Below are 11636 nucleotides of genomic sequence, written 5' to 3' on the forward strand. Positions count from 1 at the left end.
CATGCGTACACCCCGTAGAACCCCGACGGCCGCCACCGGAGCGCCGGCTCAGCCACCGGTCCGGGGCCGGCGCGCACACGCCGGTCCGCCGGCCGACGAACGCGCCGACACCGGGGAGGCCCGCCGCCCCGCGCCGCCCGTTCCGCTCAGACGTCCGCGGCGGTGGCGTGTACGCCCCCGCACCGTCCGCGCCAAGGTCGTCTGCCTGCTGATGGTGCCCGTGATCTCGCTGCTCGCCCTTTGGGCGTACGCCACCGTCGGCACCGCTCAGGACGTCGCCCGGCTGCGCCGGCTGCAACAGGTGGACGCCACCGTGCGCGCTCCGCTCGCGGACGCGGTCGTCGCCCTCCAGAGCGAACGCGCGGCCGCGGTGCGCTACGCGACCGATCCCGCGGCCGAACAGCTAAGTGATCTCAAGGCCCGTGCGGCGCGGACCGACCGTGCCGTGGCCAAGTTGCGGCTCGGCGACCACAACACCGTCGCCGACGGCACCGACCTTCCCTCGGGGGTGCCCGCTCGCCTAGAAGCCTTCGTCACCGAAGCGGAACATCTGGGTTCCTTTCGCGGCGATGTACTCGCCCACCGGGTCGGCTGGGACGAGACGTACGGGCAGTACACCGGCACCATCAGTACGGCCTTCTCGGTGAGCGGCGCGCTCAGCGGTGTCCAGGACGCCGGCCTCGGCTCCGACGCGCGCGTACTGCTCGAGTTCTCCCGCGCGGCGGAGTCGCTCGCCCAGGAGGACACGATGCTCTCCAGCGCCCGTCTCGCGGGCACCCTGGACGGCCGACGCATGCGGCTGTTCACCGGCGCCGCCGACACACGCCGCACCCTGACAACCTCCGCCGTCGCCGATCTGCGCGGCGGCGAAAGTGCCGCCTGGCACCGGCTCGCGCAAGACGCCGCATACGCCGAGGTCGGCGCTGCCGAGGACAAGATCCTCGCCGCCCGGACGGGCCGCGCGGCCGTCGAGGCTGCTCCCGAAGGCGTCTGGAACCCGGCCCACGCGCGCGTGCAGGACGGCATGCGCACCATCGAGGCGGACGCGGGGCGGGGCATGGCGCGCCGGGCCGACCCGTTCATCCGCGGACTGCTCACCCCGGCCGGCGCCGCCGTCCTCCTGGGGCTCGTCGCCGTGTCCGCGTCGCTCGTCATCTCCGTGCGCATCGGACGCGGACTCGTCGTCGAACTGGTCAGCCTGCGCAACGGCGCCCTGGAGATCGCCCGGCACAAGCTCCCGCAGGCCATGCGGAAGCTGCGTGCGGGCGAAGAGATCGACGTGGACGCCGAGGCGCCGCAGGGTCTGCCCGCCGAAGACGAGATCGGACAGGTCGTCGAGGCCCTGGGCACCGCGCACCGCGCTGCCCTGCACGCCGCCGCCGAACGCGCGGAACTCGCCAGCGGCATCTCCGGGGTCTTCGTCAACCTCGCCCGTCGCAGCCAGATCCTGGTGCACCGCCAGCTCAGCCTTCTCGACAGCATGGAGCGCCGCTCCGAGGACCCGAGCGAGTTGAGCGACCTCTTCCGGCTCGACCACCTGACCACGCGCATGCGCCGCCATGCCGAGAGCCTCATCATCCTGTCCGGAGCCGCACCGGGCCGGGCCTGGCGGATGCCCGTCCCCCTGACCGATGTCGTCCGCGCGGCCGTCTCAGAGGTCGAGGACTACGCGCGCGTGGAGGTACGACAACTCTCCGAAGCCTCGGTGATCGGCGGCGCGGTCGCCGACGTCACCCACCTCCTCGCCGAGATCATCGAGAACGCGGCCCAGTTCTCGCCGCCCCACACGCGCGTGCGTGTCAGCGGAGAGCCCGTCGGCAACGGATTTGCCGTCGAGGTCGAGGACCGGGGGCTCGGCATGGGCGAGGAGACACTCGCCGAGGCGAACCGGCGCATCGAGCAGTCCGAGGCACTCGATCTCTTCGACAGCGACCGGCTGGGCCTCTTCGTCGTCAGCAGGCTCGCCGCCCGCCATGGCATCAAGGTGCATCTGCGCACCTCGCCCTACGGCGGAACGACCGCCGTGGTCCTCCTGCCCACCGCCCTGCTGCACGGTGGCGTGACGGAACACTCGCCTCCTCCTTCCGCCGCCGAACCGCACGAGGAACGCCGGTACGCGCGCGTGCCCGCGAGCGCGGCACCCAAGGAGCCCGTCGAGCTGGCGGTGGAACGGCCCGCGCTGGCACGGGCGACGCCCCAGGCGCCGTCCGGCCCCCCGGCCGCGGTCGCTTCCCTGCGGTTGCGCCGGACCGCGGACGACTCCGCTGTCTCCGAGGACCTTCCGCGTCGAGTACGGCAGGCGAGCCTCGCCCCTCAACTGCGCGGACAGCGCGCCCAGGAGCAGACCACGGGCGCTCCCGGCGTAAGGCGCGACGACGAACGCGCCCCCGAACTGGTACGGGACCGAATGACCGCCTACCGCGACGGATGGGTACGCGGCGGCGGCCGTCCTCCCGGTCGTACGGCAGGCCCCCTGGGTGACAGCAGCGAAGGAGACCCCGCATGATCCATGACTCGAGCACGAGGGCCACCCGGCGGTCGGGGGAACTCGACTGGCTGCTGGACGACTTGGTGCTGCGCGTGGCCGAGGTACGCCACGCCGTGGTGCTCTCGAACGACGGCCTCGCGGTCGGCGCCTCGACCGACCTCGGCCGCGAGGACGCCGAGCATCTGGCGGCTGTTGCCTCCGGATTCCACAGCCTGGCCAAGGGCGCGGGACGCCACTTCGGTGTCGGTGGAGTGCGCCAGACCATGGTGGAGATGGACGAGGGCTTCCTCTTCGTGGCGGCCGCAGGCGACGGCTCCTGTCTCGCCGTCCTCACCGTCGTCACGGCGGACATCGGCCTGGTGGCCTACGAGATGGCCCGGCTGGTCAAACGGGTCGGTGAACACCTCCGCGCAGCGCCCCGGATGACCGAGCATCCGCCGGCCGCCGGATGAAGGCCGAAGGCGGGCGGGGATGACCGAGGACAGAACAGGCACGCAGCGTCGGCCGGGCAGCCAGTGGTACGACCGCGAGGCGGGGCCACTCGTCCGTCCCTACGCCATGACGGGCGGCCGGACCAGGTCGGGGCCCACCGGGGTGGCCTTCGACCTCATCGCCCTCGTCTCGCTGGAGACCGGCGTCCCCGAGGCCGCCGACGACACCTCACTGGGTCCCGAGCACCACGCTCTGGTCGACCTGTGCCGCATCGAGACACAGTCGGTCGCCGAACTCGCCGCGGAGGCGGACCTGCCCGTGGGCGTCGTCAGAGTGCTCGTCGGGGACCTCCTGGAGCTGGGCCGCGTCAGGGTCAGCCGTCCCGTGCCACCGGCCCAACTGCCCGATGAACGCATACTGCGCGAGGTCATCGCGGGACTGAGGGCGCTGTAGACGACGAGCCGTCCTCAACATGGGCCGCGCAGACGCCGAGTTGCGCACCCGTTCGGACGTCGAACGAACGAGAACCGATCAGATCGGTCAAATGACCGCTTAGCCCCACGAAGTCCGAGCGTAGTTGTCATGATGCTGAACTCGCACAGATGTAGTGAAGTCGACCGTTGTCGGCACTCCCGAGAGAAGTGATCCATGGTCTCCGAGTTCCCCGACGCCCCCGAGGCCGAGACGGCCGCCCTGGCGTTGAAGATCCTGGTCGCCGGCGGATTCGGCGTGGGCAAGACGACCCTGGTGGGCGCGGTCAGCGAGATCCGGCCGTTGCGCACGGAGGAGTTGTTGAGCGAAGCCGGTCAGTCCGTGGACGACACCGACGGCGTGGACCAGAAGGTCACCACGACGGTCGCCATGGACTTCGGACGCATCACCATCCGGTCCGGGCTCTCGCTCTACCTCTTCGGCACCCCGGGTCAGGATCGCTTCTGGTTCCTGTGGGACGAACTCGCCCAGGGGGCCCTCGGTGCCGTCGTCCTCGCGGACACCCGGCGACTTGAGGACTGCTTCCCCGCGGTCGACTACTTCGAGCATCGGCACATCCCGTTCGTGGTCGCCGTCAACTGCTTCACGGGAGCCCGCGCCTACGACGCCGACGATGTGGCACGCGCCCTCGACCTCGACCGGGGCACACCCGTGGTGTTGTGTGACGCGCGGGACCGTGACTCCGGGAAGGAGGTGCTGATCCGCCTCGTCGAGTACGCCGGGCGGATGCACACGGCCCGGCTGCTCGACTCCGTGAGCTGAGGCGCTATTCGGCCACGGCCCTGTGCGCCAGCACCTTCTCGATCCGCACCCGGACGAGGAGTTCTCCCGGGACCCCGTTGCGGGCGCCGAACTCCTCGGCCCGTTCCTCGCCCATGTACCGGGCGCCGAGCCGGGCCGCCCAGTGCCGCACCTCGTCGAGGTCCTCGGACAACTCGGCCCGCCCCTGCAGCACGACGAAGTCGTACGGAGGACGGTCGTCGTCCACGCAGAGGGCGACCCGGCCGTCCCTGGTGAGATTCCGCCCCTTCACCGTCTCCTTCCCGGTGTTGAAGACCACATCGTCGCCGTCCAGCAGAAACCAGATCGGCGCCACATGAGGACTGCCGTCGGCGCGGACGGTGGAAAGCTTCCCCGTGCGGGTGCCGTGGGAGACGAAGGCCCGCCACTGTTCGTCGGTCATCTTCTGTGCCATGTGCCCATCCTGCTTGCCGCGAGGGCGGCTGTGGTGAAGGCTGGCTGATCGGATCCTCCGGCCAGGGGGAGTGACAACACGGGGAGAGAGGACTATGGCGCAGAACACGGGACTCAGCTGGCTACTGGACGATCTGACCGGGCGGGTGGAGCACATACGGCATGCGCTGGTGCTGTCCAACGACGGACTGGTCACCGGTGCGAGCACCGGGCTGCGGCGTGAGGACGCCGAGCATCTCGCTGCGGTGTCGTCCGGGTTGCACAGCCTGGCCAAGGGCTCGGGCCGCCACTTCGGAGCCGGTCAGGTCCGCCAGACCATGATCGAGTTCGACGACGCGATCCTGTTCGTGACGGCGGCCGGCGCCGGCAGCTGTCTGTGCGTGCTCAGCGCCGCCGAGGCCGACATCGGGCAGATCGCGTACGAGATGACGCTGCTGGTGAACCAGGTCGGCGAGCACTTGGCGGTGGACGAGCGACAGCGGGACCAGACGCCGACCGTGGATCTCTGACACGAGGCGGACATCGGCCCGGACCTTGGGCGGCCGATGCCTCCGAGCCACGGCCGTTTGGCAGGTGACCTGCGGAAACGAGCTGTGGGCGGAGTTATCCACAGGCAATCTCCGAGATTCGGCGATCGAGCTACGGTTTTTCCGCAGCGGATGCACACGGCGTTCGCGAGGCAATCCCCGGGGGAGACCGCCATGTCCGGACACACGATCACGCCCACGCGCGCCGAGGCTGCCGCCACCGCCGCAGGCCGCACCTCCCGCCGGTCGTCACTGGCGCTGAGCCGTGCCGCCCAGGAACTGGACCTCAAGCGGGGCGAGTTCGACCTCGCCGTCCGGCTCGGTCGCGTACGGACCGTTCCGGACGAGGGAGGAGGGGGCCGCCGCGTCACCCGCGCGGAGATCGACCGTGTGCGTGCGGAGGACGGATTCCCCGAAGTGCTGCGGGGCCGGGTCGAGACCGTGGGCACCAGGGACGGCGCGGCCCTGATGGGAGTGACCCCGGGCAGGTTCACCCGGTTCGCCCGCCTCGGCCTGGTGGTCCCGGTGAACTGGTACGTGAACCGCTACCGGGCCGTGGTCTGGCTGTATCTCGCCGACGAGGTACGGCAGTTCGCCTCCCAACCGGAGAGCGCCCGGCTGCTGACCGGCAGGACACCGGAGGGGCTGCGCGGCCAACTGGAGACGGGCGTGGATCTGCGGCCCCGCAACTGGCGCGGACGCCACCTGGGATTCGAACTGCGCCAGGCGGAAGACCCATGGGCGAAGGCCGCCGTCGTGGCGTCCTTGCTGGACCCGGTCCAGACGGTGGAGATCGTCCGGGATCCCTACGAGCGCGCCCATCTGGACCGCCTCCGACCCGCGCGGCCGGGGCATCCGGCGCCCGAGTCGCCAGCAGCCTCGATCGCGACACGGATCATGACGGCGCAGGACTGCGACGAGATCGACTGGCTCCGGGCCGAGCTGGCACAGACGCTGGTCGAGGCCCGCCGGTACCGGCCTGCTCCGAGGCCGGCGCCGGGACCACCGGACCGACAGCCCACCATGCCTGGCCGCCCGCCCGCGGCCTGCGATGAGGTGATGCGCGTCCACGAGGACGCCCTACTCGGTCAGACCTCGGCAACGCGGCCGGAACACATGCGGTCGCGAAGCATGCTCGGGTGGCTGCGGCGCAGAGACGCCTGACCGCCCGGCCCGGACGGCCGGGCGCCGTGTTTCGCCCAGGACGTCACCGCTCGAGACTGCGGAACAGCCCCTCCTGGACGACCGAGACGAGCAGGCGCCCCTGGCGGTCGTAGATGCGCCCCCGGGCCAGGCCACGGCCACCCACCGCGATCGGGGACTCCTGGTCGTACAGGAACCACTCGTCAGCGCGGAACGGCCGATGGAACCACATGGCGTGGTCCAGCGACGCCATGTCGAAGCCGCGCGGTCCCCACAGAGGTTCGACGGGGATACGGACGGCGTCCAGCAGCGTCATGTCGCTCGCGTAGGTCAGCGCACAGGTGTGTACGAGAGGGTCGTCGCCCAGCGGACCCACGGCGCGCATCCAGACGGCGCTGCGCGGCTCGGCCTCCTTGACCTCCTCGGGGGTCCAGCGCAGCCGGTCCACATAGCGGATGTCGAAGGGCTGACGCCGGGCCATCCGCTCCAGCGTCTCGGGCAGCCCGCCCAGATGCTCCTTGAGTTCCTCCGCCACCGTCGGCAGTGACTCCGGGTCCGGGACCTCGCGGGCCGGCGGCAACTGGTGCTCGAAGCTCCCCTCTTCAGGCTTGTGGAAGGAGGCGGTCAGATTGAAGATCGTGCGGCCCCGCTGCACGGCCGTGACGCGACGGGTCGTGAAGGACCTGCCGTCGCGGATCCGTTCGACCTGGTACACGATGGGCATGCCCGGGATGCCAGGCCGCAGGAAGTACGCGTGCAGGGAGTGCACCGGCCATTCGCCGTGCGTCGTGCGGCCGGCCGCGACCAGTGCCTGGCCGGCCACCTGCCCGCCGAAGACCCGTTGCAGGGACTCCTGCGGGCTGCGACCGCGGAAGATGTTGACCTCGATCTGCTCCAGGTCGAGCAGATCGACGAGCCTCTCGGCTGGGTTCGTCATGAGTGGGCTTCTCCTGTGCTCACAGCTGGCCGACGTCGGTGACCCGTACGACGGCGCGGCCCTCCGCGTCGGAGGCCGCAAGGTCGATCTCGGCGCTGATGCCCCAGTCGTGATCGCCGTTGGGGTCGGCGAAGATCTGGCGGACCCGCCACAGCTCGTGGGCCGGCTCCTCCTCGATGATCAGCAGCTTCGGGCCGCGGGCGTCGGGGCCGGTGCCGAGTTCCTCGTACTCGTCCCAGTACTTGTCCATCGCCGCGCCCCAGGCATCGGCGTCCCAGCCGGACTCCGCGTCCATCTCACCGAGTTCGTCGATCCGGTCGAGGGCGGCGAGCTCCACACGGCGGAACATGGCGTTGCGTACCAGGACGCGGAAGGCGCGGGCGTTCGCGGTGACCGGCTTGACCTGGTCGGCCTTCTCCTGGGCCTCCTCGGCCGTCATCTCCTCCGGGTTGGCCAACTGCTCCCACTCGTCCAGCAGGCTGGAGTCGACCTGGCGCACCATCTCGCCCAGCCAGGCGATCAGGTCCTCCAGGTCCTCCGACTTCAGGTCGTCGGGGACGGTGTGATCGAGGGCCTTGTAGGCGCCGGCCAGATAGCGCAGCACGATGCCCTCGGTGCGGGCGAGCTCGTAGAAGGACACGAACTCCGTGAAGGACAGCGCCCGCTCGTACATGTCGCGGATGACCGACTTCGGCGACAGCGGATGGTCACCGACCCACGGGTGGCTCTTGCGGTACGTGTTGTACGCGTGGAAGAGCAGCTCCTCCAGGGGCTTGGGGTGGGTCACGTCCTGGAGCCGCTCCATGCGCTCCTCGTACTCGACGCCGTCCGCCTTCATCGCGGCCACGGCCTCACCGCGTGCCTTGTTCTGCTGGGCGACCAGGATCTGCCGCGGGTCGTCCAGGGTGGACTCGACCACCGAGACCATGTCGAGCGCGTAGGAAGGGGACTCCGGGTCGAGGAGTTCGAACGCGGCCAGCGCGAAGGTCGACAGCGGCTGGTTGAGCGCGAAGTCCTGCTGGAGATCGACCGTGAGGCGCACGATTCGGCCGGTGGCGTCGGGCTCGTCGAGCTTCTCGACGATTCCGCCGTCCAGCAGCGAGCGGTAGATCGCGATCGCCCGCCGGATGTGCCGCAGCTGCTGCTTGCGCGGCTCGTGGTTGTCCTCCAGCAGATGACGCATCGCCTCGAAGGCGTTGCCCGGCCGGGCGATCACCGACAGCAGCATCGTGTGGGTGACCCGGAAGCGGGACGTGAGCGGCTCCGGCTCGGAGGCGATCAGCTTCTCGAAGGTGTTCTCCGTCCACCCGACGAAGCCCTCCGGTGCCTTCTTGCGCACCACCTTGCGGCGCTTCTTCGGGTCGTCGCCGGCCTTGGCGAGCGCCTTCTCGTTCTCGATGACGTGCTCCGGCGCCTGGGCGACGACGAGCCCGGCCGTGTCGAAGCCTGCCCGCCCGGCGCGGCCCGCGATCTGGTGGAACTCACGGGCGCGCAGGGTGCGCACACGGTTTCCGTCGTACTTGGTCAGCGCCGTGAACAGCACAGTCCTGATGGGGACGTTGACGCCGACCCCCAGGGTGTCCGTGCCGCAGATGACCTTCAGCAGACCGGCCTGGGCCAGCTTCTCCACCAGGCGGCGGTACTTGGGCAGCATGCCGGCGTGATGCACACCGATGCCGTGCCGCACGTAACGGGAGAGGTTGCGGCCGAACTTGGTGGTGAAGCGGAAGTTGCCGATCAGTTCTGCGATCTCGTCCTTCTCCTCGCGCGAGCACATGTTGATACTCATCAGCGCCTGGGCCCGCTCCACGGCCTGCGCCTGGGTGAAGTGGACGATGTAGACCGGCGCCTGCTTGGTCTGGAGAAGTTCGGTGAGCGTGTCGGTGAGCGGGGTGAGCCGGTACTCGTACGAGAGCGGCACCGGACGGGTCGCCGAGCGGACCACCGCAGTCGGCCGGCCGGTACGGCGGGTGAGGTCCTTCTCGAACATCGAGACGTCGCCCAGCGTCGCCGACATCAGGATGAACTGCGCCTGCGGCAGTTCGAGGATGGGGATCTGCCAGGCCCAGCCGCGGTCGCCCTCGGCGTAGAAGTGGAACTCGTCCATCACGACCTGGCCGACGTCGGCCTGTTTGCCGTCGCGCAGCGCGATCGAAGCCAGGACCTCGGCTGTGCAACAGATCACAGGGGCGTCGGCATTGACGGAGGCGTCGCCGGTGAGCATGCCGACGTTCTCGGTACCGAAGATCTTGCACAGCTCGAAGAACTTCTCCGAGACGAGTGCCTTGATCGGCGCGGTGTAGAAGGTGACCTCGTCCCGGGCGAGTGCCGCGAAGTGAGCGCCTGCGGCGATCATGCTCTTACCGGAGCCGGTGGGGGTCGACACGATCACGTTCGCCCCCGAGACCACCTCGATCAGCGCCTCCTCCTGGTGCGGATAGAGGGTGAGGCCGCGCTCCCCGGCCCACGACTCGAAGGCTTCGTAGAGGGCGTCGGGGTCTGCGGTCTGCGGGAGCTGATCGATGAGGGTCACGCCCCCATCTTGCCTGGACTCACACCCGATGGGGGAATCGGATGTCCTCGCGAAGATCACGAACGCTACGCTGTGGCGCCGATGACATGTCAGCGCACGGGAACAACCGGAAAGCGCTACAAGAGAAATGGGGCGGGAAGCGGCCATGATGGGACCAGCACACTCACTGTCGGGGGCCGCGGCCTGGCTCGGGGTGGGAGCGGCCGCCGCCGCAGCGGGGCACCCCATGCCCTGGCCGGTCCTGCTCGTCGGCGCGCTGATCTGCGCGGGTGCCGCGCTGGCTCCGGATCTGGACCACAAGGCGGCCACCATCTCGCGGTCCTTCGGCCCCGTCTCGCGCTGGCTGTGCGAGATCGTCGACAAACTGTCGTACGCCGTGTACAAGTCGACCAGGAAAGCGGGCGACCCGCGCCGATCCGGCGGTCACCGCACGCTGACCCACACCTGGCTGTGGGCTGTGCTCATCGGTGCCGGCAGCTCGGTCGCGGCGATCGTCGGCGGCCGGTGGGCGGTGCTCGCCATCCTCTTCGTGCACATGGTGCTGGCCATCGAGGGCCTGCTGTGGCGGGCGGCACGTGGTTCGAGCAGCGATGTGCTGGTGTGGCTGCTGGCCGCGACGAGCGCCTGGATCCTCGCGGGCACACTCGACAAACCGGGCAACGGTGCGGACTGGCTCTTCACCGCGCCGGGCCAGCAGTACCTGTGGCTGGGCCTGCCCATCGTCCTGGGTGCCCTGGTCCACGACATCGGGGACGCGCTGACGGTCTCCGGCTGCCCGATCCTCTGGCCGATACCCCTGGGCCGCAAGCGCTGGTACCCGGTGGGCCCGCCGAAGGCGATGCGGTTCCGGGCCGGCAGCTGGGTCGAGCTGAAGGTCCTGATGCCGGTGTTCATGCTGCTCGGCGGGGTGGGCTGCGCAGCCGCGCTCAACGTCATCTGAGACCGCTCTCGACGCGGCGGGCTGCCGACCCCGACATCGGGGGCCTGTCGTGGCAGGCGGCGGGCCTGGGCGGCGGCGGACCGGCGTCCCCCGCCTGCCGACTCAGCCCGCTGTGTCCTCGTCGGCCGTCCGTTCCGGGGCGCCGTACCGACGCTCGAACCGAGCGACGCGCCCCTCGGAGTCCACCGTCCGGGCCTTGCCCGTGTAGAAGGGATGGCTCTCGGAGGAGATCTCCACGTCCACGACGGGGTAGGTCTCGCCGTCGTCCCACTCGATGGTCTGGTCGCTGGCCGCGGTGGACCGGGTGAGGAAGGCGTATCCGGCGGAGCGGTCGCGGAAGACGACGGGGTGGTAGTCGGGCTGCTCGTCCTGCTGCATGGCTGCTCCTCGCATGGGGGCGGGCACCGGCGGGATCAGCCGGACAGGAAGTCCTCGTCGACGATGTGCACGGCCGCCTCCTCCGCCGAGGCCGCGGCGCCGTCGATGCCGACATCGGTGGCGATCAGTCCGCTCTCCTCGTCCTCGTGCGACCCCTCGTCGGGGGCGACGAGCCGACCGGAGCGAGAGCCGCCGACCTCGTTGTCCAGGGGCTCGCCCTCGCCGTCGAGCCAGTCCCCGATGCCGTCGTCGTCCGGGACCGTGATGTCGGGGACTTCCTCGGCGAGGCGCTGGTCCAGCGTTTCGCCGGAGTGCCCCTCGGCCGCGGTCACGCCGACGTGGTCCACCGCCCACGGCCGCTCCGGCGGCGACCAGCCCCGTTCGAGGGGGTTGTTCACCCCGTCGTTCTCGAGAGTGTCCTCGGCGTCGAGCAGCCCCGCGTCGTCCTGCACCTCGGATCCGTCGGGCTGGTAGACGTCGTCTCCCCAACCGTCGGTGCTGTCCACGGGGTACCTCCAGGTGGTGGGACGGTCCGGACGCCGTCGTAGGTCGGCGGCGGACACGGGGTACTG

The 11636-nt window shown here is 70.3% G+C and carries 12 protein-coding genes; 7 read left to right on the plus strand and 5 right to left on the minus strand.

The features are described 5' to 3' along the window. Window position 1: 1 nt before the first annotated feature. The 4 genes from ACFY2Z_RS07990 (at window position 2) to ACFY2Z_RS08005 (ending at window position 4174) form a co-directional block, all read left to right on the plus strand. A complete protein-coding gene (locus ACFY2Z_RS07990) occupies window positions 2-2506 on the plus strand; it encodes a nitrate- and nitrite sensing domain-containing protein (RefSeq protein WP_390743313.1) in 2505 nt (834 codons plus the stop codon). Next, window positions 2503-2940: a roadblock/LC7 domain-containing protein gene (locus ACFY2Z_RS07995; RefSeq protein WP_390743314.1), complete on the plus strand. Its 438-nt coding sequence runs from the start codon at window positions 2503-2505 to the stop codon at window positions 2938-2940. The genes ACFY2Z_RS07990 and ACFY2Z_RS07995 overlap by 4 nt, the downstream gene beginning before the upstream one ends. 19 nt (window positions 2941-2959) lie before the next feature. Beyond that, a complete protein-coding gene (locus tag ACFY2Z_RS08000) occupies window positions 2960-3373 on the plus strand; it encodes a DUF742 domain-containing protein (protein ID WP_390743315.1) in 414 nt (137 codons plus the stop codon). A 195-nt stretch (window positions 3374-3568) separates the two neighbouring features. Further along, window positions 3569-4174, plus strand: coding sequence for an ATP/GTP-binding protein (locus tag ACFY2Z_RS08005; protein ID WP_390743316.1), 606 nt, complete (start codon window positions 3569-3571; stop codon window positions 4172-4174). 4 nt (window positions 4175-4178) lie between these two features. Here ACFY2Z_RS08005 and ACFY2Z_RS08010 read toward each other — a convergent pair whose 3' ends face one another. Next, window positions 4179-4607 carry a PPOX class F420-dependent oxidoreductase gene (locus ACFY2Z_RS08010; protein WP_390743317.1) on the minus strand — a complete coding sequence of 143 codons (429 nt, stop codon included), beginning with the start codon at window positions 4605-4607 and terminating at the stop codon, window positions 4179-4181. Window positions 4608-4701: 94 nt separating this feature from the next. On the opposite strand from ACFY2Z_RS08010, the gene ACFY2Z_RS08015 reads away from it, so the two are divergent. Beyond that, on the plus strand, window positions 4702-5115 hold the full coding sequence (locus tag ACFY2Z_RS08015) for a roadblock/LC7 domain-containing protein (protein WP_390743318.1): 414 nt from the start codon (window positions 4702-4704) through the stop codon (window positions 5113-5115). Between the two features lie 192 nt (window positions 5116-5307). Further along, window positions 5308-6297: a DUF6397 family protein gene (locus ACFY2Z_RS08020; RefSeq protein WP_390743319.1), complete on the plus strand. Its 990-nt coding sequence runs from the start codon at window positions 5308-5310 to the stop codon at window positions 6295-6297. 43 nt (window positions 6298-6340) lie between these two features. Here the strand turns inward: ACFY2Z_RS08020 and ACFY2Z_RS08025 are convergent, their stop codons facing one another. Together ACFY2Z_RS08025 and ACFY2Z_RS08030 are read right to left on the minus strand one after the other, a co-directional pair. Beyond that, window positions 6341-7213: an acyl-CoA thioesterase gene (locus tag ACFY2Z_RS08025; protein WP_390743320.1), complete on the minus strand. Its 873-nt coding sequence runs from the start codon at window positions 7211-7213 to the stop codon at window positions 6341-6343. A gap of 19 nt (window positions 7214-7232) precedes the next feature. After that, the gene (locus tag ACFY2Z_RS08030; RefSeq protein ID WP_390743321.1) at window positions 7233-9746 is read right to left on the minus strand and encodes a DEAD/DEAH box helicase; all 2514 of its coding nucleotides are present in this window, start codon (window positions 9744-9746) and stop codon (window positions 7233-7235) included. Between the two features lie 145 nt (window positions 9747-9891). Between ACFY2Z_RS08030 and ACFY2Z_RS08035 the strand changes: the two genes are divergently transcribed. Continuing rightward, entirely contained in the window at window positions 9892-10686 is a 795-nt protein-coding gene (locus ACFY2Z_RS08035; RefSeq protein ID WP_390743322.1) for a metal-dependent hydrolase, read from the plus strand. 102 nt (window positions 10687-10788) lie between these two features. Here the strand turns inward: ACFY2Z_RS08035 and ACFY2Z_RS08040 are convergent, their stop codons facing one another. Further along, window positions 10789-11064: a type B 50S ribosomal protein L31 gene (locus ACFY2Z_RS08040; protein ID WP_390743323.1), complete on the minus strand. Its 276-nt coding sequence runs from the start codon at window positions 11062-11064 to the stop codon at window positions 10789-10791. A 35-nt stretch (window positions 11065-11099) separates the two neighbouring features. Next, window positions 11100-11570, minus strand: a complete 471-nt coding sequence (locus ACFY2Z_RS08045; RefSeq protein ID WP_390743324.1) for a DUF5709 domain-containing protein — start codon at window positions 11568-11570, stop codon at window positions 11100-11102. Window positions 11571-11636: the final 66 nt, after the last annotated feature.

It is taken from the genome of Streptomyces sp. NPDC001222 (genome assembly GCF_042896945.1).
Classification (GTDB): Bacteria; Actinomycetota; Actinomycetes; order Streptomycetales; family Streptomycetaceae; genus Streptomyces; species Streptomyces gibsoniae.

What these genes read in the sequence shown, in the direction of transcription:
- ACFY2Z_RS07990 (WP_390743313.1), top strand. Translation starts at nt 2, where the DNA reads ATGCGTACACCCCGTAGAACCCCGACGGCCGCCACCGGAGCGCCGGCT.
- ACFY2Z_RS07995 (WP_390743314.1), top strand. Translation starts at nt 2,503, where the DNA reads ATGATCCATGACTCGAGCACGAGGGCCACCCGGCGGTCGGGGGAACTC.
- ACFY2Z_RS08000 (WP_390743315.1), top strand. Translation starts at nt 2,960, where the DNA reads ATGACCGAGGACAGAACAGGCACGCAGCGTCGGCCGGGCAGCCAGTGG.
- ACFY2Z_RS08005 (WP_390743316.1), top strand. Translation starts at nt 3,569, where the DNA reads ATGGTCTCCGAGTTCCCCGACGCCCCCGAGGCCGAGACGGCCGCCCTG.
- ACFY2Z_RS08010 (WP_390743317.1), bottom strand. Translation starts at nt 4,607, where the DNA reads ATGGCACAGAAGATGACCGACGAACAGTGGCGGGCCTTCGTCTCCCAC.
- ACFY2Z_RS08015 (WP_390743318.1), top strand. Translation starts at nt 4,702, where the DNA reads ATGGCGCAGAACACGGGACTCAGCTGGCTACTGGACGATCTGACCGGG.
- ACFY2Z_RS08020 (WP_390743319.1), top strand. Translation starts at nt 5,308, where the DNA reads ATGTCCGGACACACGATCACGCCCACGCGCGCCGAGGCTGCCGCCACC.
- ACFY2Z_RS08025 (WP_390743320.1), bottom strand. Translation starts at nt 7,213, where the DNA reads ATGACGAACCCAGCCGAGAGGCTCGTCGATCTGCTCGACCTGGAGCAG.
- ACFY2Z_RS08035 (WP_390743322.1), top strand. Translation starts at nt 9,892, where the DNA reads ATGATGGGACCAGCACACTCACTGTCGGGGGCCGCGGCCTGGCTCGGG.
- ACFY2Z_RS08040 (WP_390743323.1), bottom strand. Translation starts at nt 11,064, where the DNA reads ATGCAGCAGGACGAGCAGCCCGACTACCACCCCGTCGTCTTCCGCGAC.